Here is a 24,715-nt window from a genome sequence, read left to right on the forward strand (position 1 = left end):
TGGGGCCGGCGGCAGTCGTGCCTGGGGGCCGGCGGCAGTCGTGCGGTCACGGCCGGAGGGCGGCCCGGTGCTTGCGCCGTGAGGCCTTCTGCCACCGGCGGGGCAGCTCCCTTTCCCGGTCCGCCGCCCTGGCCTCCTCCCGCCCGTAGAGCAGGCCGAACGTGAAGCCGCCCTCACCGGCCTGCTGCGCCTGGGTGGCCAGCTCACGCAGCGCGCCGCGCGCCACCACGCTGTCCTGGTGATCGCCCAGCAGCTGCTGCACCCGTTTGATCCGCCGGGCGAACTTCTTCGCCGGCGGGCCGAGCGCCGGACGGGCGGCCTCCGCCGAGTACCGCGTCCGCTTGGCGGCCTTGCGCGCGGAGTGCAGCGCCTCGTCCCGCGTCTGCCCGGCCGGGGCCGCCAGCGCGGCCTCCACCCGGCGGGCCAGCCGCCGGTAGTCCTTCCGCACGGCCCCGGCCGCCACCTCGGACGCCGGCCTGTCCGCGGCCGGGCGCAGCGGCGGCGCCTCCAGGAGGGCGTGCAGGGTCTTCAGCAGCGCCAGATAGCGGGGACCGTCCAATACGGAGAGCACTTCGCTGCGCGCGCCGGTCCGGCGCCGCTCGGACCAGATGCGCAGCCGGGCGGCCACCGGGCCGAGCCGCAGCGTGCCGGGCACCTCGGCCAGCGCCTCCTGCAGCCGCGCGGTCAGCACCTCCCGGTCCCGGTCCACCCCCAGCTCCGCCGCCAGCCACTTCAGCTCCAGGCCGATGGGCCGGGTGGCGCCGCGGTCGAGCACCTTCGTGTACGAGCGGAAGGCGCTGCGCAGCCGGCGGGTGGCGACCCTCATCCGGTGTACCGCATCGGGCAGGTCGCGCCGTACCGCCGGGTCCAGCTCGATGATCACCCGTACCTGCTCGCGGACATACCGGAGCACCACGTCTCCGGCAGTGGGTTCCTTCTTCTTCCCGGCCATGGCCTTGCCTCCGTGCTTGCCGGAGCCTTTGGGGCGGGACGTTCGCGGTTCCGCGCCGGGGCGCGCGGGGCGCGCGTGCTCCAGGCCCGTCTCGGCGAGTGCCCGCGCCAGCTTCGACTCCGACGAGGCGGGGCGCGCCCCGGCCGCGACCAGTGCCCGGCCGACCTCGTCCAGCAACGTGCTGTCCCCGCCCCCGATCAGCTCCACCTCGATCTCGCGCCAGCGGGCCCCGGCCGTGCCCGCTTTGCCCTTGGCGGACCTCCCCGCCCGCTGTGCGTGCACCTCGTCCACCGCCAGCTCCGCGAGCGGTGTCCCCGCGGCATCCCGCAGTACCCGGACCGTCCGCCGCGTCCGCAGCCGGACCAGGGGAACCAGCTCCCCCTCCAGCACCCGTGACCGGACGAGCGCGGTCAGTTCCTCGGGCGGCGTAGCGGACAGCGGCGCGCGCACTTCGTCGCGGACGCCCGGCGCGACCGGCAGCTTCAGGTGCCAGCCCGCATCCCTGCCGCCGGTGCGTCTGCGCAGCGTGATGGCGTCGGCGGCGAGGCGCTGGTCAGGAGTGTCGTAATAGCGGGCGTCAAGGTTCTCGACGCCCGATTCCGCCACGGTGGCGACCCCGCCGACGCCGGTCAGGTCGGGCAGCTGCACACCGCCGTCCACCTCATACTTCCGTTCGACTTCCCGCACGGTGTCCGCCATGCATCGAGGCTAGCCACCCGCCCCGGCGGGGGCCACCCACCCGCACCAAGGAGCTGCCCGCCGCGGGATCCACGGCAGCGCAATCCGCGGCGGCGGGTAGCGCCGACCACACGACCTGCGTTACTCTGTGTGACGAATCGAGTACGCAGAGTGCGAATCAAGCGTGCCACCCGATCGCCGCTCACTCGCCCCCAGGGGAGGGAGACACCCGTGCGCCCCGCAACCGCGCCCGTCACCCGGACACGCGTCCGCGTCTCGGCAGGCGCCCGCCCGTACGTTCTCACCGCACCGAGCACACCCACCGCCCCCAAGGCCGCCCGCGATTTCGTCCGCGCCGTGCTGCGGCGTACCCCGCTCTGCCCGCTCCTCGACACCGCCGTGCTACTCACCTCGGAGGCGGTGACCCGCGCTCATCTGCACACGCCGCGGACGGCGGACATCCTGCTGCGGATGCTGACCGCCGGACACGGACTGCGGATCAGCGTGCACGACCGGGCACCGGCCCGGATTCCACGGCCGGCGCCCGGCCGGCAGCCGGACGATTACGGGCTCCTGCTGACCGGGAGCCTCGCCGACGACTGGGGCACGACACCGCCCGAGGACCTGCCTCGGCCCACCTCACTGTGGTTCGAGCTGCACCTCAAGCCATGAGCTGTACCCCGAGCGGGGAGCTGTGCCCCGAGCGGGGAGAAGGCGTCAGCGCGAGGCCGACAGGGGGCGCTGTACGCGGATCGACTGGAGCAGCCCGATCGCGATCCAGACGGCGAACATGGAGGTGCCACCGTAGGAGACGAACGGCAGGGGGAGACCGGTGACGGGCATGATGCCGAGGGTCATCCCGACGTTCTCGAAGGCCTGGAAGGCGAACCACGCGATGATCCCCGCGGCGACGATCGTGCCGTAGAGCTCGGTGGACTCGCGCGCGATCCGGCAGGCACGCCACAGGACGACGCCGAGCAGCACGATGATCAGGCCCGCCCCCAGGAAACCCAGCTCCTCACCGGCGACGGTGAAGATGAAGTCCGTCTGCTGTTCGGGGACGAACTGGCCGGTGGTCTGGCTGCCGTGGAAGAGCCCGGAGCCGGTCAGTCCGCCGCCGCCGATCGCGATCCGGGCCTGGTTGGTGTTGTAGCCGACGCCGGCCGGATCGAGGCTCGGGTTGGCGAACGCGGCGAAGCGGGCGATCTGATAGGCGTCCAGCAGACCGAGCTGCCAGATGGCGACACAGCCCACGACGCCGGTGCCGACGAGCCCGAGGATCCAGCGGTTGGAGGCGCCGGAGGAGAGCAGTACGCCCAGGATGACGGCGCCGAGCACCATGACCGAGCCGAGGTCGGGCATCAGCATGATCACGGCGACGGGGACGGCCGCCAGGCCGAGGGCCTGGACGACGGTGCGGTGGCCGGGGTGCGGGCGGTCCCCCGCGTCGACCCGGGACGCCAGGATCATCGCCATGCCGAGCGTGATGGTGATCTTCGCGAACTCGGCGGGCTGGAGCGAGAAGCCGCCGGGGATCGCCAGCCAGGAACGCGAACCGTTGATGGTGGCGCCCAGCGGCGTCAGGACCAGCAGCGCCAGCACGACCGACAGGCCGTAGAGGATCGGTACCGCGCCGCGGAGGGTGCGGTGCCCGAGCCAGATCGTGCCGGCGGCCAGCGCCAGGCCGATACCGAGATTCAGCAGATGGTGCAGGAAGTAGTAGTACTCGTCGCCGTGGTTGAGCTCGGTGCGGTTGCGGGTGGCGGAGAAGACCAGCAGCGACCCCATCAGCGACAGCACCAGACAGGACAGCAGCAGTATCCAGTCCAGTTTGCGCAGCACCGAATCACGCGCCGTCAGCTTGCCCCAGGTGCCGAGCTCGGGGGTGTAGCGCCGGATCGAGAACGCCCGGGAAGTAGGACTGGTCGTCACTGTGGGCTCTCCGATGCGGACGGCGACGGCGACGGCAGGACATACGGCTTGATGGGCTGAGCCTCGATGGTCCCGTCACCCTCGATCTTGGGGAGCGAGCCCTGGGGCTTCGGCAGCAGGGCGGCCTTCGGGTTGATGCCCCCCTTCTCGTCGACTCCGTACAGGGCGTTGTAGATGTTGCGTACGGCCGGACCGGAGGCACCGGAGCCGGTACCACCCTGGGCGATCGTCATGACGATCGTGTAGTCCTTGGTGTACGTCGCGAACCACGAGGTGGTCTGCTTCCCGTAGACCTCGGCGGTACCGGTCTTGGCGTGCATCGGAATCTTGTCCTGCGGCCAGCCCTGGAAACGCCAGGCGGCGGTACCGCGGGTGGCCACACCCGCCAGCGCGGAATCGATCTGCCGGAGCGTCTTGGGGCTGTCCGGCAGCTTGCCGTGCGGCGTGGGCTTGATCTGCTGCACGTTCTTGCCGTCGGGGCTGACGACGGCCTTGCCGACGGTCGGGTTGTAGAGCGTGCCGCCGTTGGCGATCGCGCCGTAGATGGTCGCCATCTGGATCGGTGTGACGAGGGTGTCGCCCTGCCCGATGGCGTAGTTGATGGAGTCGTAGGCGTGCAGCTTCATGCCTTCGAGGCAGCCCTCACGGGCGAGCTTGGTGCCGAAGTCCTTCTTCTTGGGCCAGGCCTTGGCCTGCTTGCACCAGCCGGCCTTGTTGGCCTTCCAGAAGTCGTTCTTCCACTTGCGGTCGGGGACCCGGCCGGTGACCTCGTTGGGCAGGTCGATGCCGGTCTCCTTGCCGAGACCGAACTGGTGGGCGGTCTTGTAGAACCAGTCGTTGGGGTCCTTCTTGGGCTTGTCCCCGCCGTCCTTCTTCCACTCGTCGTGCGAGAGGCGGTAGAAGACGGTGTCGCAGGAGACCTCCAGCGCCCGGCCCAGGCTGATGTCGCCGTGACCCTCGCCCTCGAAGTTCTTGAAGACCTGGCCGCCGATGCTGTACGAGCTGGTGCAGGGGTAGTGGCCGTTGAAGTCATAGCCCGCGTTGATCGCGGCCGAGGTCGAGATGACCTTGAAGATCGAGCCGGGGGCCGCCTGTCCCTGGATGGCGCGGTTCAGCAGCGGGTAGTTGGAGTCCTTGCCGGTGAGGTGGGCGTAGTCCTTGCCGGAGATGCCGCCGACCCAGGCGTTGGGGTCGTAGCTGGGGTTGGAGGCCATCGCCACCACCCGGCCGGTCTTGGCCTCCATCACGACCACGGCGCCCGAGTCGGCCTTGTAGTTGGTGCCGGTGTTCTTGTCGTGCACCTTGCGGGCGTCCTTCATGGCCTGTTCGAGCTGCTTCTCCGCTATGGCCTGCACGCGTGCGTCGATGCTGGTGACGACGCTCGCGCCGCCCTGGCCCTTCTCGCTCTTGGCCTGGCCGATGACCCGGCCGAGGTTGTCGACCTCATAGCGGGTGACCGCGGCCTTGCCCCGCAGGTAGCGGTCGTACGTACGCTCCAGACCGGACCGGCCGATCTGGTCGGAGCGCAGGAACGGCGAGCTGGTGTTCTTGGCCTTGTTGATCTCCTCGTCGGTCACCGGCGAGAGGTAGCCGAGCACCTGGGCGGTGTTGGCGTTGCCGGGCTCGGCATAGCGGCGCACGGCGGTGGGTTCGGCGCTGATGCCGGGGAACGCCTCGGAGCGTTCACGGATCTGGAGGGCCTGCTGGGTGGTGGCCTCGTCGGTGATCGGGATCGGCTGGTACGGCGAACCGTTCCAGCAGGGCTGCGGGGTCTTGGCGTCGCACAGCCGGACCTTGTTGCGGATCTCCTTCTCGGACATCCCGAGCACCTTGGCCAGCCGGCCGAGCACGGCCTTGCCGTCGTCCTTCATCTTCAGCAGCTCGGTACGGCTCGCGGAGACGACCAGGCGGGTCTGGTTGTCGGCCAGCGGCACTCCGCGCGCATCGAGGATCGAGCCGCGGGTGGCGGGCTCGATGACCTGCTGGACGTGGTTGTTCTTCGCCTCGGTGGCGTACTCCTGGCCGTTGCGGATCTGCAGATACCAGAGCCGGCCGCCGAGGGTGAGCAGCAGGGAGAAGACCAGGATCTGGATCGCGATGAGCCGGACGCTGACCCGGGAGGTCCGGGTTTCCGGGAGATTACTCATGGCGCGCAGCGCCTCCACGAGGGGTGGTGATCGGAAGGAGACAGGGCGTCACAGTCGCTTGACCCCCTTGATGCGGCCCGCCTTGTCGCGGGCCGACTTGCCGAGCAGGCTGCCGCGCTGGCTGCCGATGCCCGTGCCCGTGCGCAGGGATTTCATGGCGCCGCGGCTGGCCTTGAGTCCCGTACCGGTGGTGAGCCAGCCGTATCCCGCATCGCGGCCGCCGGCCCCGCCGCTCTGAGCGCCGGAACCCTCGCCGGCCAGCAGATCTCCCTCGGCCTTCCGCGCCAGCGCCATCACCACGGGAACCGTGAAGGGAGCCAGCAGCAGGTCGTAGAGGGTGGCGCTGAGCAGCAGTCCGATGATGCCGACGTGGCGGGCGGCGGTGTCACCGACCAGCGAGCCGACGCCGGCGTACATCAGCGTCGAGCCGACGGCGGCACCGAGGACGACGAGCAGCGGGAGCGTCGCCGAGCGGTGCCGGCCCGAGTCCGGCTTGGTCAGGCCCGCGGCATAGCCGATGACGCAGAGCACCAGCGCATAGCGGCCGATGGCGTGGTCGGACGGCGGGGCGAGGTCGGCCAGCAGCCCGGCGAAGAAGCCGACCAGTGCGCCGCCGACATGGCCGTAGACCAGCGCGAGGCCGACCACGACGAGCAGCAGCAGATCCGGTACCGCACCGGGAAGCTGGAGTCTGGCGAGAATGGTGACCTGGATGACGAGGGCGACGACCACCAGCGGGGCCGAGAGCAGGATCCGGTTGATGCGCATCGGTCAGCTCCTGGGAGAAGCGCTCGCGGAGGGGGTGGCCGTGACGGTGACCGTCGGCGTCGGCTTGGGCTTCGCGGGCGCAGGCGGCAGGACGGTGTCGCGCGGGTCCTGGCGGGGCGGTGCGACGACCACGCCGACGATGTCGAGCTGGGAGAACGAGACGAAGGGCCGGACCTGGAGGTTACGCGTCAGATCGCCGTTGGACGGCTCGACCTTGACGACCTTGCCGACGGGCACCCCGGGCACGAACGGCTTGTCCCTGCTGGAGCCGAAGGTGACCAGGCGGTCGCCCCGCTTGATGTTGGCCTTGCCGTTGAGAAGCTGAACGCGCAGCGAGCCGACGCCCTGCCCGTTGGCGAAGCCGATCTCGTTGGTCTTCTCCATACGGGTGCCGACGGTGAAGTCGGGGTCGGCGGCCAGCAGGACGGTGGAGGTGTCGGCGCCGACGGTGGTGACCCGGCCGACCAGACCGTCACCGTTGAGCACGGTCATGTCGCGGGCGATGCCGTCCCGGCGGCCGGCGTCGATGGTGACGGTCCAGGAGAAGCCCTGGGCCGACCCGATGGCGATGACCTGGGCGCCCTTGATGCCGTACTGGCCGGTGCCGGCGGTCTTGAGGATCTTGTCGAGCTCGGCGGCGCGGCTGCGGTTGCGGTCGGAGGAGCCGAGCTTGGCCTTCAGCGCCTCGTTCTCGTGCTCCAGGGTACTGATCCGGTTGTGCCGGCGGCCGGAGTCCCGCACGGCACCGATGGCGTTGCCGACCGGATTGACGACGCGGGCCACGCCGCCTTCGACCGGGCCGAAGGCGGAGGCGGCGGCTTGCCGGGCACCATCGAGCGGGGACTGTTCGCCGCCGCGGATATCGACCGTGATCAGCGCGAACGCGATCGCGACCAGCAGCACCAGCAGCAGCCGGCTCTCTCGTGTGTCCCTCACGTGCGGCGGCCGTGTCCTTCCTCGTAGGACCGGCCGGCTGCGGGCCCCGCCGGTCTCGTTCGGGAGTTGAGCGTTGTGCCTGTGTGACGGTGCCGGATGATGAAGCGTCAGTGCACCGTGTCTGTCGGGATGTTGTGCCTGTATATCAGCGACCCGCCGGGCGGACCGGCCGCGGCCGCCAGGGGTCCCGACCGCCGCGGACGCCGTTCGGCGGCCGCGGGACGGACCGGGACCCGGGCCGTGCTACCTGCGCGGCTGGGAGTCGAGGACCTGCTGGAGCGCCTCGAACTCCTCGACGCACTTGCCGGAACCGAGCGCGACGGAGTCGAGCGGGTCCTCGGCGATGTGGATGGGCATACCGGTCTCACGGCGCAGCCGCTCGTCGAGGCCGCGGAGCAGGGCGCCGCCTCCGGTGAGCACGATGCCGCGGTCCATGACGTCACCGGACAGCTCCGGCGGGCACTTGTCGAGCGTCGTCTTGACCGCGTCGACGATGGAGTTGACCGGCTCCTCGATGGCCTTGCGGACCTCGGCGGCCGAGATGACGACGGTCTTCGGCAGGCCGGAGACCAGGTCACGGCCGCGGATCTCGGTGTGCTCGTCCTGTTCGAGGTCGTACGCCGAACCGATGGTGATCTTGATGCTCTCGGCGGTGCGCTCGCCCAGCAGAAGGCTGTACTCCTTCTTGATGTGCTGGATGATCGCGTTGTCGAGTTCGTCACCGGCCACCCGGATGGACTGCGCGGTGACGATGCCGCCGAGCGAGATGACCGCGACCTCGGTCGTACCGCCGCCGATGTCCACGACCATGTTGCCCGTGGCCTCGTGGACCGGCAGGCCGGACCCGATCGCGGCGGCCATCGGCTCCTCGATGATGTGGACCTGGCGCGCGCCGGCCTGGGTCGAGGCCTCGATGACCGCGCGGCGCTCCACTCCGGTGATGCCGGAGGGGACACACACGACGACCCGCGGGCGGGCCAGATAGCGCCGCTTGTGGATCTTGAGGATGAAGTAGCGGAGCATCCGCTCGGTGATCTCGAAATCGGCGATCACGCCGTCTTTCAGGGGCCTTACGGCGACGATGTTGCCGGGCGTGCGCCCGATCATCTTCTTCGCCTCAGCACCCACCGCGAGAATCCCGCCGGTGTTGGTGTTGATGGCCACGACCGACGGCTCGTTGAGGACGATGCCGCGGCCCCTGACGTACACCAGCGTGTTGGCGGTCCCGAGGTCGACAGCCATGTCACGGCCGATGAACGACATGTTGTTCCCCATGAGGATACGTCTGGCCTTCCCAACTGGAGCGAATGCTTACTGGAGGTCGGCGGGAGGTGATGCGCTGTGCGGCGCGGAAGCCTCCATCGTAGTTCGTAGTGCGCCCACTCGAACACGTCGGGAGGCTGTTTCGCCATTGTCAGCCGTACAGGCACCCGCCCCCCTTAATGGTGACGTCGTGTCGCGATGATGCGTTCCCCCGATCGTGTCGTATACACCAAAGGGCGACCGATGTTTTTTTCGGTCGCCCCTGGTCACGAGGGGTGTAAAGCTGACGACCCGTCAGGAAATCCCGGGGAAGAAAATCTTGATTTCACGCTCTGCGGACTCTTCGGAATCCGACGCATGGATCAGATTCTCTCGGGTGATCGTTCCGAAGTCCCCACGAATGGACCCACCCGGCGCGGCAATCGGGTCAGTCGGACCGGCGAGCGTCCGTACGCCCTCGATCACCCGCTCGCCCTCGACGACCATCGAGACCACCGGTCCGGAGGACATGAAGGCGACCAGAGGCTCGTAGAACGGCTTGCCGACGTGCTCGGCGTAGTGCTGCTCCAGAAGCGCACGGTCCAGGCTGCGCAGCTCCAGCGCGCTGATCGTCCAGCCGGCCTTTTTCTCGATACGGCCGAGAATCTCGCCGATCAGACCGCGCTGGACGGCGTCGGGCTTGAGGAGGACGAGGGTGCGCTGGCTCACGGAGGAACTCCCTGGATATGAACAATGGTCAGCGGGTGAACTGAGGCTACATGGGTGACCCGGCCTCGGGCGGCCCCGCCCCCGGCCTCTTGTACGGGGCCCGGGGCGACGCCGGAGACACCCCCTAGGCCGGCTCGCCCGGCGCCTCGGCCTGCGCGGCCCAACGGGCCTTGGCCTCATCGATCTTGCGGCCGAAGTGGACCGACGCCCACCACAGGGCCGCGAAGACCACGCCCAGGAAGAACATCGTCGGGACCACGAAACCGCCGGCGATCAGGGCGAGCTGCAGCGCCCATCCGAGCTGGACGCCCCCGGGGCGGCTCAGCATCCCGCACAGCAGGAGGCTCAGCAGCATCCCGATACCGCTGACCGTCCAGACCGTGGCCGCCGGCAGGTCGGTCATCTGCATCGCGACCAGGCCCGCGAAGCCGATCACGAAGAATTCACCTATCAGGGTGCTCGCACACAGGGTGCGCATGGTCAGCCCCTTCCCATCAGCAGCCGGGCCTCGCCGACCGTGATCACCGAGCCGGTCACCAGCACACCCGCTCCGGAGAACTCGCCCTCTTCCTCGGCGAGGGTGATCGCCGCCTCCAGCGCGTCGTCGAGCCGCGGCTCGACCTGGACCCGCTCGGCCCCGAAGACCTCGACGGCGACGGCCGCCAGCTCATCGGGGTCCATCGCACGATGGCTGGAATTACGTGTCACCACGACCTCGGCGAAGATCGGCTCGAATGCCTCCAGGAAGCCGCGTACGTCCTTGTCCCCGCTGGCCCCGACGACGCCCACCAGCCGGCTGAACCCGAACGCCTCGGTGACCGCCTCGGCCGCCGCCCGCGCACCCGCGGGGTTGTGCGCCGCGTCCAGCACGACCGTCGGGCTGCGCCGTACGACCTCCATCCGGCCGGGCGAGCTGACGGCGGCGAACGCGGAGCGGATGGTGTCGATGTCCAGGGTGCGGGCGTGGTCCGAGCCCACGCCGAAGAACGCCTCGACCGCGGCGAGCGCCACCGCGGCGTTGTGCGCCTGGTGGGCGCCGTACAGCGGCAGGAAGATCTCGGGGTACTCGCCGCCCAGCCCGCGCAGGGTCAGCATCTGACCACCCACCGCGACCTCGCGGCTGAGCACGCCGAACTCCATGCCCTCACGGGCGACCGTGGCATCCACCTCGACCGCGCGCTTGAGCATCACCGACGCCGCGTCCACCGGCTGCTGGGCCAGCACGACCGTGGCGTCCTTCTTGATGATCCCGGACTTCTCGCCGGCGATCTGCTCGGGCGTCTCCCCCAGCCGGTCGGTGTGGTCCAGCGAGATCGGGGTGACCACGGCGACATCGCCGTCGATGACGTTCGTCGCGTCCCAGGTGCCGCCCATGCCGACCTCGACGACCGCGACGTCCACGGGGCTGTCGGCGAAGGCGGCGTACGCCATGGCCGTCAGCACCTCGAAGAACGACAGGCGGTACTCCTGCTGGGAGTCGACCATCTCCACGTACGGGGCGATGTCCCGGTAGGTCTCGATGAAGCGCTCGGCGGAGATCGGGGCGGCGTCCAGGCTGATCCGCTCGGTGATCGACTGGACGTGCGGGCTGGTGTAGCGGCCGGTGCGCAGGTCGAAGGCGGACAGCAGGGCCTCGATCATGCGGGCGGTGCTGGTCTTGCCGTTGGTGCCGGTGATGTGGATGGACGGATAGGCGCGCTGGGGTTCGCCGAGGATGTCCAGCAGCGCCGCGATGCGCTGTACCGACGGGTCGAGCTTGGTCTCGCCCCAGCGGCCGGCCAGCTCGTCCTCGACGGCGCGCAGCGCACGGTCGACCTCGGGGTCGGCCGGGCGGGCAGGGATCCCGTCCCCCTGCGGCGGCCCGGCCTGGGCGCGCAGGGTCCGGCTGCCGGCCTCGATCACCGCAAGATCCGGGTCACGGTCGGTCTCCGCCTCGACCAGTTCGTCGAAGGCTTCGTTCGGGTCGGGGTCGTCGTTCTGGGGGCGCTCGCTCACGCCGACCAGTCTACGAGGCACGTGTGACAGCGGTGCGCTGCGCTGCCCCTCCCCGGTACCGCGCCGCCTGAGGGGGCCGGGGCCGGCCCGGCCGGCCCCGGCCACCGCCCGTACTCCGGCCCCGGACCCGCACCCGTACGCCGGAGCCCACCCCTCGCCTGCATCAGCGCCGCCTGCCGCCCGTGCCGCCTGCGCCCGTGCCGCCTACGCCAGCGCCGCCTTCATCATGGCCCGCGCGGCCGGCGCCGCCAGCCCGTTGCCGGAGACCTCGTTGCGGGCGGCATGCCCGTCCTCGACCATCACGGCCACCGCCACCCGGTGTCCCTTGCCGTCCTCGGCGTAGGAGACGAACCAGGCGTAGGGCGTACCGCTGTTGTCGACGCCGTGCTGAGCGGTGCCCGTCTTGCCGCCGACGGTCAGTTGGCCGATCTTCGCGCCGGACCCGGTGCCCTTGTCCACGACCGTCTGCATCGCCGACTTCAGCTGCCGGGCCGTGTGCGCCGACACGGCCTGCCCGTCGCCGTACGTCGCCGGCCCGAAGTCCTGGACGTTGTTGCCGCCGCCGTCGGTCAGCTTGTCGACCATCTGCGGCTTCTTGAGCTCGCCGCCGTTCGCGAGGGCCGAGGAGACCATCGCCATCTGCAGCGGGGTCGCCTGGTCGTCGAACTGGCCGATCCCGGACAGCGCGGTCTGTGCCTCGTCCATGTCGGAGGGGTAGACGCTCTTGCCGGCCCGCACCGGCGTGTCCACCTTCTCGTCGTTGAAGCCGAACTTCTCGGCCTGCGCCTTCACCTTGTCCTTGCCCAGGTCGACGGCCATCTTCGCGAAGACGGTGTTGCAGGAGTACTGGAGCGCGGTGCGGATGTCCGCGTTCTTGCAGGGTGCGGCCCGGTTCTCGTTGGTGAGCTTGGTGCGGGTGTGCGGGAGGGTGTACGGGTCGGGGCTGTGCGTGGGCTCGTCCACCGAGGAGTACAGACCGTTCTCCAGCGCGGCCGCGGCGACCACCAGCTTGAAGGTGGAGCCGGGCGGCAGCGGCTGCCGCAGCGCCCGGTTGACCTCGGGGTGGTCCGGGTCGGCGGACATCTGCTTCCAGGCCTTCTGGTCGGCCCCGTCGGACCCCGCGAACTTCCCCGGGTCGTACGAGGGGGTGCTGACCATGCCCAGGATCCGCCCCGTGGCCGGGTCCATGGCGACGGCGGCGCCCTTCTTGCCGTCCAGCGCCCGGTAGCCGGCCTTCTGCACCGCGGGGTCGATGGTGGTGGCCACGTCGCCGCCCTTCGCCCGGGTGCGGGTCAGCGCGTCGGCGGGGCTCTGCAGCCGGCTGTCGGAGCCGTCGAGGACGTCGCCGTAAAGGCTCTCCAGCTGGTTGTGGCCGAAGATCTGCGAGGTGAAGCCGGTGACCGGGGCGTAGAGGCGGCCGTCCTGGTAGGTCCGCTTGTACTTGAGCGTGGAGGAGGTGGCCGCTGAGCCGGTCACGGGCTCCCCGCCGACGAGGATGTTGCCCAGCGGCGCCGCGTACTTCCCGATCGCCACCCGCGGATTGTGCGGGTCCTCCTTGTACTCGCCGGCCTTTGCGCCCTGGATCCAGGTGGCCCAGCCCATCAGCGCGACGATGAGGGACAGGCAGAAGATCGAGGCCCGGCGCAGGGGCTTGTTCATGGGGCGCGGCTCCTCGGTGGTGGACGGGCGTTGGTGCCGGCATTCCGGCATCCGGCATCCGGCATTCCGGTCCACCGTGCCCGGGCTTTATGAGAGCGCCATGAGAACGGCCGGATCAGCCGTCCGGGACAACTTTCCACCGCCTTTCGCCCTCTTCGACGGCGGGCTGTCCACGCCCCCTGATCAAGATCATCACAACGCAGCGCGCGGGAAGGCTGGAGCTGAGGACGGGTGCCGGCAATCAGTCAGCGGATGCATTTGATACTGCTCACCGCCTGGGCGGTGCTGTGGTTCGTCGTCGTCGAACCGCACGGCGGCTTCTCCTGGCACTATCTGCGCACCGGCGGCGAACTGATCTACCAGGGCGACGCGGGCGACGGCTCCGGCGGGCTGAACCTCTACGCGCACCACCCCGAGCTCCAGATGGGCCCGCTCAGCTTTCTGACGGCCGGCCTGTTCAACCCCTTCCCCGAGGCCACCGGGCAGTTCCTGGCCGCCGCGCTGATGTCGCTGCTCGGCCTGGTCATCGTGGTGCTGGCGGGCCGAAGCGCCGCCCACCACTTCCTGGGCACCGGCACCAACCACCAACGGCTGCGCCAGCGCGTACTGATCGCCGGGCTGGCCTTCATCCCCATGTGGACCGAGGTCGCGGTCCGCTTCGGGCATCTCGACGACGTCCTCGCGCTGTTCTTCACCGCCCTCGCGGTACGCGCCCTCACCCGGGGCAACGCCGCACTCACCGGCGCCTGCCTGGCCCTGGCGATGGATTCCAAGCCCACCGCGCTGGCCTTCCTTCCCCTGCTGCTCGCCCTGCCGAGGGAGAAGTGGCTGCGCGCCGGGGTGTGGTGCGCCGGCCTGGTCGCCCTCGCGTGGCTGCCGTTCTTCCTCGGCGACTCGCAGTCCTTCGCCGCGGCGAAGTTCGCCATCCCCAACCATCCGGCGTCCGCGCTGCGCTGGCTGGGCGTCGGTGACCCCGAGACCCCGGGCTGGGACCGCCCCGCCCAGGCCGCGCTCGGCCTGACGCTGGGCTCGATAGCCGTCTGGCGGGGGCGCTGGGCGGCGGTGGTGCTGCTCGGCGCCAACGCCCGCATCGTCCTCGACCCCAGCGTCTACACGTACTACACCGCGTCGGTACTGCTCGGCACCCTGCTGTGGGACGTCATCGGCCAGCGCCGGCTGGTCCCCTGGTGGAGCTGGCTGGCGCTGCTGATCCTCTACGGCAGTGTCTTCGCCGTCCCCGACGATGCCGCCCGGGGCCTGATCCGCCTGGCGTTCGTGACCGTCTCGACGGCTTATGTCCTGCTCTGGCCGGTGCGCGAACGGGGGCGGCGGGAGCCGGGACGGCGCAGGCCCCCCGCCCGTACGGACGAGGGGCCTGCGCACGACGGTCCCGAGGGCCGCCCGGGTCCCGGACCGTGGCCGGGACCCTCGACTACGCCTGGGGCAGGGCCGCCAGCTGCGCGGTGATCCGGACGATGTCCGCCTCCGCGGCCTCCAGCCGGCCGCGGATCTTGTCCACGACCTTCTCCGGCGCCTTGGCGAGGAACGCCTCGTTGCCGAGCTTGGCGGTGGCCTGCGCCTTCTCCTTCTCGGCGGCGCCCAGGTCCTTCGTCAGCCGCTTGCGCTCGGCCTCGACGTCGATCGCGCCGGACAGGTCCAGCGCGACCGTCGCACCCGCGACCGGCAGCGAAGCGGTGGCGCTGAAGCCCTCACCGGCCGGCTGCAGCCGCAGCAGCGAGCGCATCGCGGCCTCGTGCGCGGCCAGCGCCGTACCGGACAGCTCCAGCTGCGCCGGGACCTTCTGGCCGGGCTGCAGCCCCTGGTCGGAGCGGAAGCGGCGGACCTCGGTCACCACCTGCTGGACGGTCTCGATCTCCCGCTCGGCCGCCTCGTCCCGGAAGCCGCCCGGGGTGTCGGCCCCGGCGACGACCACGGCCTTCGGCCAGTCGGCGATCACGACCGACTCACCGCCGGTCAGCGTCGTCCACAGGGTCTCGGTGACGAACGGGACGATCGGGTGCAGCAGCCGCAGCGTGACGTCCAGGACCTCGCCCAGCACCCGGCGCGAGGCGTCGGCGGCCGGGCCGCCCGCCATGAACGTGGTCTTGGACAGCTCGACGTACCAGTCGAAGACCTCGTCCCAGGCGAAGTGGAAGAGGGTGTCCGACAGCTTCGCGAACTGGTAGTCGTCGTAGTGCGCGTCGACCTCGGCGACGACCGAGTTCAGCCGGGACAGGATCCACCGGTCGGTCGCCGACAGCTGCTCGGCGGGCGGGAGTTCGCCCTCCACCGTCGCACCGTTCATCAGCGCGAAGCGGGTGGCGTTCCAGATCTTGTTGGCGAAGTTCCGGGAGCCCTGGACCCAGTCCTCGCCGATCGGGACGTCGACACCGGGGTTGGCGCCGCGGGCGAGGGTGAACCGGACGGCGTCGGAGCCGTAGGAGTCCATCCAGTCCAGCGGATTGACCGCGTTCCCGAAGGACTTGGACATCTTCTTGCCGAACTGGTCGCGGACCATGCCGTGCAGCGCGATGGTGTGGAACGGCGGGGTGCCGTCCATCGCGTACAGCCCGAACATCATCATCCGGGCGACCCAGAAGAAGAGGATGTCGTAGCCGGTGACCAGGACGGCGTTCGGGTAGAACTTCTCGACGCTCGGGGTCTGCTCGGGCCAGCCGAGCGTGGAGAACGGCCACAGCGCGGAGGAGAACCACGTGTCCAGGACGTCGGTGTCCTGGGTCCAGCCCTCGCCGGTGGGCGCCTCGTCGTCCGGTCCGACGCAGACGACCTCGCCGTTCGGGCCGTACCAGACGGGGATCCGGTGGCCCCACCACAGCTGCCGCGAGATGCACCAGTCGTGGAGGTTGTCGACCCAGCCGAAGTAGCGGGACTCCATCTCCTTGGGGTGGATCTTGACCTTGTCCTCGCGGACCGCGTCGCCCGCGGCCTTCGCCAGCGGACCGACCTTGACCCACCACTGCATGGACAGCCGCGGCTCGATGGTGGTCTTGCAGCGCGAGCAGTGGCCGACGGAGTGGGTGTACGGGCGCTTCTCGGAGACGATCCGGCCCTCGGCGCGCAGCGCGCCGACGATCGCGGACCGGGCCTCGAAGCGGTCCAGGCCCTGGAAGGGGCCGTGCGCCGTGATGACGCCGCGCTCGTCGAGGACGGCGAGGTTGGGCAGGTCGTGCCGGCGCCCGATCTCGAAGTCGTTGGGGTCGTGCGCCGGGGTGACCTTGACCGCGCCGGTGCCGAACTCCGGGTCGACGTGCTCGTCGGCGACGACCGGGATCCGGCGGCCGGTCAGCGGCAACTCGATCTCGGTGCCGATGAGATGGGCGTAACGCTCGTCATCCGGGTGGACGGCGACCGCGGTGTCGCCGAGCATCGTCTCGGCCCGCGTCGTCGCCACGACGATGGAGGCGCCCGCCCGTCGCCCGCCACCGCCCTCGGTGGCGTCGCTCTGCTCCGCCCCTTCCACATCGCCGTACCGGATCGAGACCAGCTCGCCGTCGTCGTCCTGGTACTCGACCTCGATGTCCGAGATCGCGGTCAGGCAGCGCGGGCACCAGTTGATGATGCGCTCGGCGCGGTAGATCAACTCGTCGTCGTAGAGCCGCTTGAAGATCGTCTGGACGGCCTTGGACAGGCCCTCGTCCATGGTGAAGCGCTCGCGCGACCAGGCGACGCCGTCGCCCAGGCGCCGCATCTGGCCGGAGATCTGGCCGCCGGACTCGTTCTTCCACTGCCAGACCCGCTCGACGAACGCCTCACGGCCCAGGTCGTGCCGGGAGGCGCCCTCCTTGGCGAGCTCGCGTTCGACGACGTTCTGGGTGGCGATACCGGCGTGGTCCATGCCCGGCTGCCACAGGGTCTCGTAACCCTGCATGCGCTTGCGGCGCGTGAGGGCGTCGATCAGCGTGTGCTCGAAGGCGTGCCCCAGGTGCAGGGAGCCGGTGACGTTCGGCGGCGGGATGACGATGGTGTACGGCGGCTTCTCGCTCTTCTCGTCCGCCTCGAAGTAACCCCGCTCTACCCAGCGCTCGTACAGCGGCCCCTCCACATCGGCCGGCGTGTACTGAGTCGGCAGTTCGGGGGCGCTGTGGTTGCTCTGCTGAGGGTTCTCGGTCACGACGCACAGTGTACGGGCGCGGATGTCGCAGCTTCGAATCGGTTTCGCCCCCGGGGCACCGGCTGTCAGCGGCGTCGTACAGGATGTCGGAAGCGCATAAACATCACGCAGCACTCAACTGGCTTCAGTTGTCACGAGGGGAACCGCTCCATGAGCTTCAACCAGCCGCCTCCCGGCCCGTACGGCCAGCAGCCCCAGCAGCCCGGCCCGTACGGCCAGCCGCAGCAGCCGCCGGCCCCGCAGCCGGGCTACGGCTACCCGCAGCAGGGCGGCCAGGTCCCGGGTCAGCAACAGGGATACGGCTACCCGCAGCAGGCCCCTCAGCAGGGCTACGGCTACCCCCAGCAGGGCGGCCAGCAGCCCGGTTACGGCCAGCAGGCTCCGTACGGCGGCCAGCAGACCCCCTACGGCACGATCCCGCAGGGCGCTCCGGAGAGCGGTGGCAACGGCAAGAAGATCGGCCTGATCGCCGGCGCGGTCGCGGTCGTCGCGGCGATCGGCGTGGGGGCCTACTTCGCGTTCGGGTCGGGCGGGGATGTGAAGCCGTACACGATCTCGTTGCCGGACAGGCTGCTGAGCGGGCAGTTCGAGAAGGTGAAGCAACCCGGCAGGTCGGGGGGCGCCGAGGACTTCACCAACGACAAGGAAGCCAAGGCGATGGGCATCACGAACGCCAAGGGCGTCAGCTCCAGCTACAAGAGCGGCGGCGGGCTGCAGCTGACGGTCAGCGGCGTGTACGGCAACGTCGCCGACCCGAGCGGAGCCGTGGGCCAGGTGTTCGCCAAGGTGGACGAGGGTCAGAAGAAGACCTTCGAGAGCAAGGGCGCCAAGATCGAGGACGTCACTCCGACCACCGCGTACTCGCCGAGTGACTTCGACGGGTCCGTGATGAAGTGCAGGACCCAGAAGATCACGCTCTCGCAGGGCGGTGTGAGCGTGCCCGTCAACCTCTCCACCTGCGTCTGGGGCGACAGCAGCGCCATCGGCGTCGTCCAGGCCGCGGCCGCGCCGTCCCCCACCGGTGGCACCACCACCACGGCGCCCGGCGCGGAGGAGCTTTCCGGGAAGACCGCCAAGATCCGCAATGAGGTCCGCAAGGAGAAGTAGCCCCGGCCGGTGCGGCCCGCCGAGGCACCGAGGCGCTCGACGAGGAACGCTCGTCGAGCGCCTTCCGCTTGTCCCTCGGCCGCCCCACCGGAAGGTCCGGCGGAACGTTGACCAGAGCCTCACGGACGCCGCGTACGGAGTACACGAGCTGCTAGCTTGATCGTCGACCGACTCACGACATTTCCAATACAGGGGGGATTCGCCATGCGCAATTCGCTGCGTCGCCTGGCAGCGGCAACCGGAGTGCTGGTGGCGGGAGCCGCGCTTCCGCTCGTCGTCACCGCGCCGGCCCAGGCCAGTACCGGGGACTGCACGGCCTACTTGAGCAGCAAGGGCTACATCGTGGGCAACAAGGTGCTTGACATATGCCAGGACTGGGCGGAAAGCCCGATGGGCGCGACTCCGCCCCTCCCGTGCATGAAGCCGTTGCACAGCCTTGGCGTCAAGTGGTCCCACGCCGAGGCAGCCTGCAACCGCGCGCAGTCCTGACACGGCTCGGCGAATACGCCACCGCCCGGCAGCGTTCCCGCTGCCGGGCGGTGGCGTATCGGTGATCGGCTACGGCCACGCCCTACGCGCTCTTCTCCTGCGGCTCCCCCGAGTCGCCGCGGTTGCGCGGGACCAGGGTCGGGTTCACATTCGAGTGCACGACGTCCTCGGTGATGACGACGCGGGCGACGTCCTTGCGGGACGGGATCTCGTACATCACCGCCTGGAGGACTTCCTCCATGATGGCGCGCAGGCCTCGGGCGCCGGTGCCGCGCAGGATGGCCTGGTCGGCGATGGCCTCCAGGGCCGGGCGGTCGAAGTCCAGCTCGACACCGTCGAGTTCGAAGAGGCGCTTGTACTGCTTGACGAGCGCGTTGCGCGGCTCGACCAGGATCTGCAGCAGGGCCTCGCGGTCGAGGTTGTGGACCGAGGTGAGGACGGGAAGACGGCCGATGAACTCCGGGATCATCCCGAACTTCACCATGTCCTCCGGCATGACGTCCTGGAGCTGGTCCTTGGACTCGATCTCGCGCTTGGAGCGGATCGTGGCGCCGAAGCCGATGCCCTTGGCGCCGGAGCGGGCCTCGATGATCTTCTCCAGCCCGGCGAAGGCACCGCCGACGATGAAGAGGACGTTGGTGGTGTCGATCTGGATGAATTCCTGGTGCGGGTGCTTGCGGCCGCCCTGGGGCGGGACCGAGGCGGTGGTGCCCTCCAGGATCTTCAGCAGCGCCTGCTGGACGCCCTCACCGGAGACATCGCGGGTGATCGACGGGTTTTCGCTCTTCCGGGCGACCTTGTCGATCTCGTCGATGTAGATGATGCCGGTCTCGGCCTTCTTGATGTCGAAGTCCGCGGCCTGGATCAGCTTGAGGAGGATGTTCTCGACGTCCTCGCCGACATAACCGGCCTCCGTCAGCGCCGTGGCGTCGGCGAAGGCGAACGGCACGTTCAGCATCCGGGCCAGGGTCTGCGCGAGCAGGGTCTTGCCGGAGCCGGTGGGGCCGAGCAGCAGGATGTTGGACTTGGCGAGCTCGATGCCCTCATCGCCGCGGCCGGGGCCGTTCTCGCCCGCCTGCACCCGCTTGTAGTGGTTGTAGACGGCGACCGAGAGCGCCTTCTTGGCGGGGTCCTGGCCGACGACATAGCCGTTCAGGAACTCGTAGATCTCCCGCGGTTTGGGGAGTTCCTCCCACCGCACCTCGGAGGTCTCGGCGAGCTCCTCCTCGATGATTTCGTTGCAGAGGTCGATGCACTCGTCGCAGATGTACACACCAGGTCCCGCGATGAGCTTCTTCACCTGCTTCTGACTCTTTCCGCAGAATGAGCACTTGAGCAGGTCGCCGCCGTCACCGATGCGTGCCACGAGGTGCTTCCCCTTCGCCTGGGATCCGCATTGCTCCACGGACCCGGGTGCTTGCCTATCGACGGTACCTTGCCGGGCCCCCCGTTCGGGCCCCCCTTGGACCGACTCGGTTCACTCGATCCGATTCCGGTCCAAGGGGGCAACGCTCCGGCTCACTTCGCGAAGATCGTCAGCCGATGGAGACGGACGACTTGCGGGTCGAGACGATCTGGTCGACCAGACCGTACTCCAGGGACTCCTCGGCGGTCAGAATCTTGTCACGCTCGATATCGTCACGGATCTTCTCGACCGGCGTGGAGGAGTGCTTGGCCAGCAGGTCCTCCAGCTGCGAACGCATCCGCAGGATCTCGTTGGCGGCGATCTCCAGGTCGGAGACCTGGCCGCGGCCGGTCTCGCTGTAGGGCTGGTGGATCAGCACACGGGCGTTGGGCAGCGCCATCCGCTTGCCGGGGGTGCCGGCGGCGAGCAGCACGGCCGCGGCGGAGGCCGCCTGGCCCATGCAGACCGTCTGGATGTCCGGCTTCACGAACTGCATCGTGTCGTAGATGGCCGTGAGCGCCGTGAAGGAGCCGCCGGGGCTGTTGATGTAGATCGAGATGTCCCGGTCCGGGTCCATCGACTCCAGGCACAGCAGCTGGGCCATGACGTCGTTGGCCGAGGCGTCGTCGATCTGCACGCCGAGGAAGATCACGCGCTCCTCGAACAGCTTCGCGTACGGGTCGTACTCGCGCACGCCCTGCGAGGTGCGCTCGACGAAGCGCGGGACGATGTAGCGGGACTCGGCGACCGGGCCGGAGTACTCGGACTCGGGGCGCTGGTAGAGGCCGCTGCCGGGGTAGTTGTTCATCGTGGTGTTCACCGTCCTGGTGGCGATCAAGTGGGCTGGGGGCTGTGGGGCGAGTGGTACGGGGCTCAGGCCCCGGTGCCGCCCCCGCCCGGAACGCCGGCGGCGGAGGTCATCACATCGTCGATCAGGCCGTACTCCTTGGCCTCATCGGCGGAGAACCAGCGGTCGCGGTCCGAGTCCTGGGTGATCCGCTCGACGGTCTGACCGGTGTGGAAGGCCGTCAGCTCCGCCATCCGCTTCTTGGTGTGCAGCAGCCGCTCGGCGTGGATCTTGATGTCCGACGCGGAACCCGCCAGGCCCGCGGAGGGCTGGTGGATGAGGATCTCGGCATTCGGCAGCGCGAAGCGCTTGCCCGGGGTGCCGGCGCTCAGCAGGAACTGTCCCATGGAGGCGGCGAGGCCCATCGCGATCGTCACCACGTCGTTCTTGATGTACTGCATGGTGTCGTAGATCGCCAACCCGGCCGAGATCGAGCCGCCCGGGGAGTTGATGTAGAGGAAGATGTCCTTGTCCGGGTCCGCGGCGAGGAGAAGCAGCTGCGCGGTGATCTTGTTGGCGATGTCGTCGTCGACCGGCTGGCCGAGGAAGATGATCCGCTCGCCGAGCAGCCGGTTGTAGACCTGGTCGCCGAGGCCACCGAAGGTCGGCTCAGCGGCGGCGGAAGGCATCGGGATCGTCACGTGTCCACCTGCTCGTTGTCGGACGGCTCCAGGCCGTCTCAGCGTCGTCTGCTGGGGCGTGGGGAGGCGGCGCCGTGTGTGGGCCCGGCGCGGTTTCAGGGACTCCCCTGCCCTCGTATCTACGGACCCTAACGCGCAGGTCGGACAACGCCATCCCGCATCGATAACTGTTCGCTGTGAGCGCAGGCTCACGGGGTGGTACGACCACGGGCCCGAACACGCGGACGTGCGTGTTCGGGCCCGTGGTCAGAGAACTGCGCGCAGGCGCAGGGCGGCGTCCGGGGCTCAGGCCTCGGGCTTCTCCTCCGCGCCCGCCTCGGCCTCGGTGGCCTCGACGGTCTCGGCGGTCTCGTCCTCGTCGTCGAGCTCGATGACCTCGCCGTTGCTGTCCTTGACCGTGGCGGCCTCGACGACGACCGCGAGGGCCTTGCCGCGGGCGACCTCACCGACGAGCATCGGCACCTGGCCGCCCTCGACGACGGCCTGGGCGAACTGGTCGGGGGACATGCCGGAGGACTGCGCGCGGCGCATGAGGTGCTCGGTGAGCTCCTCCTGGCTGACGTTCAGCTTCTCCTTGTTGACCAGCTCGTCCAGGATGAACTGGGTCTTGATGCCCTTCTCGGCCTGCTCCTTGGTCTCGGCGTCGAACTCTTCCTCGCTCTTGCCCTGGATCTCCAGGTACTTCTCGAGGTCGAGGCCCATCTGGCCGAGCTGGTGGTTGACCAGGTTGTGCTTGCGGGTCTCGATCTCGTCCGCGAGCAGCTTCTCCGGCATCGGCACCTCGACGAGCTTCAGCAGCTCGTCCAGGACCTTCTCCTGCGCCTGGGTGGCCTGGTCGTACTTCTTCATCTGCTCGAGGCGCTTGCGGCTGTCCGCGCGCAGGTCCTCAAGGGTGTCGAACTCGCTGGCCAGCTGGGCGAAGTCGTCGTCCAGCTCGGGCAGTTCGCGGGACTTGATCTCGGTGACCTCGACCGTGACCTCGGCCTCCTTGCCCTCGGCGGAACCGCCCTTGAGCTCGGAGGTGAAGGTGGCGCTGTTGCCGGCCTCCACGCCGGTGACGGCCTCGTCGATGCCGTCGAGGAGCTCGCCGGAGCCGACGGTGTACGAGACACCCTCGGCGACGCCGTCCTCCAGCACCTCGCCGTCCACCTTGGCCTCGAGGTTCAGCGTCAGGACGTCGCCGTCCTGGGCCGCGCGCTCGACCGGGCTGGTCGTCGCGAAGCGCTCACGCAGCTGCTCGACGGACTTGTCCACCTCCTCGTCCGACACCTCGACGGCGTCGACCTCGACCTCGATGCCGGAGTAGTCCGGGATCTCGAGGGCGGGGCGGATGTCGACCTCGGCGGTGAAGGCCAGCAGCTCGCCGTCCTTCAGCTCGGTGATGTCGACCTCGGGCTGGCCGAGGACGTTCAGCTCACCCTCGTTGACCGCTTCGGTGTAGAACTTCGGGAGCGCGTCGTTGACGGCCTCCTCCAGCACGGCGCCACGGCCGAACCGCTGGTCGATGACCCGGGCCGGGATCTTGCCCTGGCGGAAGCCCTTCACCGTGACCTGCTGGTTGATCTTTTTGTACGCCGCGTCGAGGCTGGGCTTGAGCTCCTCGAAGGGCACCTCGACAGTGAGCCGAACCCGAGTCGGGTTCAGGGTCTCCACGGCGCTCTTCACGGTTCGGTCTCCTTGGGGCTGACTTCTGGGGTTCTGCGTGAGATCCGCCTGGGCCCGGCTGATCCGGGTCCGGCCGATCGCGCCCGGTACACAGACACACGGGCACGCAGCTTGCATAGTAACCGCAAGGAGGATGACGCCCACAACGCGATCTTGAAAGCCGCTCGTATGCGGCGCCGCCGCGGTGGACCGAGGCTGTGCCCGACTCCGTGCTGTCGGGCTGACCTGCTGCTGGTCGGGGTGGCCGGATTCGAACCGACGACCTTCCGCTCCCAAAGCGGACGCGCTACCAAGCTGCGCCACACCCCGTCGGTGCGACACGTAGGGTACATGGCCGCAGGCGGTACGGCTGCCAGTTACCGGGAGCCTCGTGGGGCGATGCGCGGGCGGGAACGTGCTGCGCGCCTCGTCCGCGTGAAGGGGATGTGCGGTGCACCGCCGCGACCCGCTAGGATGCACTGCGTGCCGAGGTCCTGCGACCTGCGGCGCTCGCGGGCGTAGCTCAATGGTAGAGCCCTAGTCTTCCAAACTAGCTACGCGGGTTCGATTCCCGTCGCCCGCTCTCACCAGGAAACCCCGGGCCGGATGGCCTGGGGTTTTCCGCTTTCCTGAACGGGCCGCCGGGTGGCCGCACACCCCTTCGCCCCGCGGCCGCGGCCCCATAAGGTGGCCTGCATGGAAATCTGGCTCAACCCCGCGTGCTCCAAGTGCCGTTCGGCCGTGGAGATCCTGGACGAGGAGGGCGCCCGCTACACCGTGCGCAGATACCTCGAGGACCCGCCGGACGCCGACGACCTGCGCGGCGTGCTGACGCGGCTGGGCCTGGAGCCCTGGGACATCACCCGGACCCAGGAGGCCGAGGCGAAGGAGCTGGGCCTCGCGCAGTGGGAGCGCACCGACGCCGCGCGCGAGCGGTGGATCGCGGCGCTGGCGGCACACCCCCGGCTGATCCAGCGGCCGATCATCACGGCGGACGACGGTTCGGCACTGGTGGGGCGGAGCGAGGAATCCGTACGCGAGGCAGTGGCGCGGACCGGGGGCGAAGAACCTTCGAAGGGCTGAACCCCGTGCGGCGCCCGGCACGGGGCCGGCGGACACCCGGAGGCGGACCGCCTAGAAGGTGATGTGGTTGATGGTGTCCGCAATCGAGTTGAGGAACCGGTTGATCGACGGAGCCATGCCCGTGGAGGCAAGGAAGAAGCCGAACAGTATGGCGACGAACGCCGGACCTGCCTTGATCGACTTCCCTCTGATCAGGACGATCAGAATGATCCCCAACAGCAGCACCACTGACAGCGAAAGAGCCACACTGATCACACCCTCGGTCGGAACGCCTCACCGGCCCGGGGGCATGCCGCGCACACCCCCCTGCACCCATCGTGCCACCAACT

The 24,715-nt window shown here is 69.6% G+C and carries 21 protein-coding genes and 2 tRNA genes; 6 read left to right on the plus strand and 17 right to left on the minus strand.

Annotation, left to right across the window (positions count from 1 at the left end; translation table 11 throughout):
- Positions 1-46: 46 nt before the first annotated feature.
- Positions 47-1,651, minus strand: coding sequence for a CHAD domain-containing protein (locus ACGFR7_RS07725; RefSeq protein ID WP_393314469.1), 1,605 nt, complete (start codon positions 1,649-1,651; stop codon positions 47-49).
- A gap of 210 nt (positions 1,652-1,861) precedes the next feature.
- On the opposite strand from ACGFR7_RS07725, the gene ACGFR7_RS07730 reads away from it, so the two are divergent.
- Positions 1,862-2,302: an ATP-binding protein gene (locus ACGFR7_RS07730; RefSeq protein ID WP_393314472.1), complete on the plus strand. Its 441-nt coding sequence runs from the start codon at positions 1,862-1,864 to the stop codon at positions 2,300-2,302.
- 45 nt (positions 2,303-2,347) lie between these two features.
- Here the strand turns inward: ACGFR7_RS07730 and rodA are convergent, their stop codons facing one another.
- The 9 genes from rodA to ACGFR7_RS07775 all read right to left on the minus strand — a co-directional run bounded on the left by rodA (position 2,348) and on the right by ACGFR7_RS07775 (position 13,038).
- Positions 2,348-3,529, minus strand: a complete 1,182-nt coding sequence (gene rodA, locus ACGFR7_RS07735) for a rod shape-determining protein RodA (protein WP_393315341.1) — start codon at positions 3,527-3,529, stop codon at positions 2,348-2,350.
- Between the two features lie 29 nt (positions 3,530-3,558).
- Positions 3,559-5,709 carry a penicillin-binding protein 2 gene (mrdA, locus tag ACGFR7_RS07740; protein ID WP_393314475.1) on the minus strand — a complete coding sequence of 717 codons (2,151 nt, stop codon included), beginning with the start codon at positions 5,707-5,709 and terminating at the stop codon, positions 3,559-3,561.
- A 48-nt stretch (positions 5,710-5,757) separates the two neighbouring features.
- Positions 5,758-6,477, minus strand: coding sequence for a rod shape-determining protein MreD (gene mreD / locus ACGFR7_RS07745; protein WP_393314478.1), 720 nt, complete (start codon positions 6,475-6,477; stop codon positions 5,758-5,760).
- Positions 6,478-6,480: 3 nt separating this feature from the next.
- Positions 6,481-7,413 carry a rod shape-determining protein MreC gene (gene mreC / locus ACGFR7_RS07750; RefSeq protein WP_393314480.1) on the minus strand — a complete coding sequence of 311 codons (933 nt, stop codon included), beginning with the start codon at positions 7,411-7,413 and terminating at the stop codon, positions 6,481-6,483.
- Positions 7,414-7,656: 243 nt separating this feature from the next.
- Positions 7,657-8,676 carry a rod shape-determining protein gene (locus ACGFR7_RS07755; RefSeq protein WP_003985182.1) on the minus strand — a complete coding sequence of 340 codons (1,020 nt, stop codon included), beginning with the start codon at positions 8,674-8,676 and terminating at the stop codon, positions 7,657-7,659.
- 294 nt (positions 8,677-8,970) lie between these two features.
- Entirely contained in the window at positions 8,971-9,384 is a 414-nt protein-coding gene (gene ndk / locus ACGFR7_RS07760; RefSeq protein WP_088797646.1) for a nucleoside-diphosphate kinase, read from the minus strand.
- Positions 9,385-9,508: 124 nt separating this feature from the next.
- Entirely contained in the window at positions 9,509-9,862 is a 354-nt protein-coding gene (locus tag ACGFR7_RS07765) for a DUF4233 domain-containing protein (RefSeq protein WP_393314483.1), read from the minus strand.
- Between the two features lie 2 nt (positions 9,863-9,864).
- Positions 9,865-11,379 carry a bifunctional folylpolyglutamate synthase/dihydrofolate synthase gene (locus ACGFR7_RS07770; protein ID WP_393314486.1) on the minus strand — a complete coding sequence of 505 codons (1,515 nt, stop codon included), beginning with the start codon at positions 11,377-11,379 and terminating at the stop codon, positions 9,865-9,867.
- Positions 11,380-11,583: 204 nt separating this feature from the next.
- Positions 11,584-13,038 (minus strand): peptidoglycan D,D-transpeptidase FtsI family protein, encoded by a 1,455-nt coding sequence (locus ACGFR7_RS07775; protein WP_393314489.1) that lies wholly within the window; start codon positions 13,036-13,038, stop codon positions 11,584-11,586.
- 252 nt (positions 13,039-13,290) lie between these two features.
- Between ACGFR7_RS07775 and ACGFR7_RS07780 the strand changes: the two genes are divergently transcribed.
- Positions 13,291-14,505 (plus strand): hypothetical protein, encoded by a 1,215-nt coding sequence (locus ACGFR7_RS07780; protein ID WP_393314492.1) that lies wholly within the window; start codon positions 13,291-13,293, stop codon positions 14,503-14,505.
- Here ACGFR7_RS07780 and ACGFR7_RS07785 read toward each other — a convergent pair.
- On the minus strand, positions 14,471-17,170 hold the full coding sequence (locus tag ACGFR7_RS07785; protein ID WP_393314495.1) for a valine--tRNA ligase: 2,700 nt from the start codon (positions 17,168-17,170) through the stop codon (positions 14,471-14,473). The genes ACGFR7_RS07780 and ACGFR7_RS07785 overlap by 35 nt on opposite strands.
- A 150-nt stretch (positions 17,171-17,320) precedes the next feature.
- Here ACGFR7_RS07785 and ACGFR7_RS07790 point away from each other — a divergent pair, with 150 nt between their 5' ends.
- Positions 17,321-18,277: a hypothetical protein gene (locus tag ACGFR7_RS07790; RefSeq protein WP_393314498.1), complete on the plus strand. Its 957-nt coding sequence runs from the start codon at positions 17,321-17,323 to the stop codon at positions 18,275-18,277.
- Positions 18,278-18,481: 204 nt separating this feature from the next.
- Complete coding sequence (locus ACGFR7_RS07795; protein ID WP_393314501.1) at positions 18,482-18,766, plus strand: hypothetical protein; 285 nt, start codon at positions 18,482-18,484, stop codon at positions 18,764-18,766.
- Between the two features lie 82 nt (positions 18,767-18,848).
- Here ACGFR7_RS07795 and clpX read toward each other — a convergent pair whose 3' ends face one another.
- The 5 genes from clpX to ACGFR7_RS07820 all read right to left on the minus strand — a co-directional run bounded on the left by clpX (position 18,849) and on the right by ACGFR7_RS07820 (position 23,633).
- Entirely contained in the window at positions 18,849-20,132 is a 1,284-nt protein-coding gene (clpX, locus tag ACGFR7_RS07800) for an ATP-dependent Clp protease ATP-binding subunit ClpX (RefSeq protein WP_127150845.1), read from the minus strand.
- A 169-nt stretch (positions 20,133-20,301) separates the two neighbouring features.
- On the minus strand, positions 20,302-20,979 hold the full coding sequence (locus ACGFR7_RS07805) for an ATP-dependent Clp protease proteolytic subunit (protein ID WP_393315344.1): 678 nt from the start codon (positions 20,977-20,979) through the stop codon (positions 20,302-20,304).
- Positions 20,980-21,044: 65 nt separating this feature from the next.
- Positions 21,045-21,647, minus strand: a complete 603-nt coding sequence (locus ACGFR7_RS07810; RefSeq protein ID WP_030283915.1) for an ATP-dependent Clp protease proteolytic subunit — start codon at positions 21,645-21,647, stop codon at positions 21,045-21,047.
- Between the two features lie 297 nt (positions 21,648-21,944).
- Positions 21,945-23,324, minus strand: coding sequence for a trigger factor (gene tig, locus ACGFR7_RS07815; protein ID WP_393314504.1), 1,380 nt, complete (start codon positions 23,322-23,324; stop codon positions 21,945-21,947).
- A 232-nt stretch (positions 23,325-23,556) separates the two neighbouring features.
- Positions 23,557-23,633: transfer RNA gene (locus ACGFR7_RS07820), tRNA-Pro, on the minus strand.
- 182 nt (positions 23,634-23,815) lie between these two features.
- Between ACGFR7_RS07820 and ACGFR7_RS07825 the strand changes: the two genes are divergently transcribed.
- Positions 23,816-23,886: transfer RNA gene (locus ACGFR7_RS07825), tRNA-Gly, on the plus strand.
- A 113-nt stretch (positions 23,887-23,999) separates the two neighbouring features.
- Positions 24,000-24,386: an arsenate reductase family protein gene (locus tag ACGFR7_RS07830; RefSeq protein WP_393314507.1), complete on the plus strand. Its 387-nt coding sequence runs from the start codon at positions 24,000-24,002 to the stop codon at positions 24,384-24,386.
- A gap of 51 nt (positions 24,387-24,437) precedes the next feature.
- Here ACGFR7_RS07830 and ACGFR7_RS07835 read toward each other — a convergent pair whose 3' ends face one another.
- Complete coding sequence (locus tag ACGFR7_RS07835) at positions 24,438-24,632, minus strand: hypothetical protein (protein WP_030082107.1); 195 nt, start codon at positions 24,630-24,632, stop codon at positions 24,438-24,440.
- Positions 24,633-24,715: the final 83 nt, after the last annotated feature.

Source organism: Streptomyces sp. NPDC048516 (genome assembly GCF_043199875.1).
In the GTDB taxonomy this organism is placed as follows: domain Bacteria; phylum Actinomycetota; class Actinomycetes; order Streptomycetales; family Streptomycetaceae; genus Streptomyces.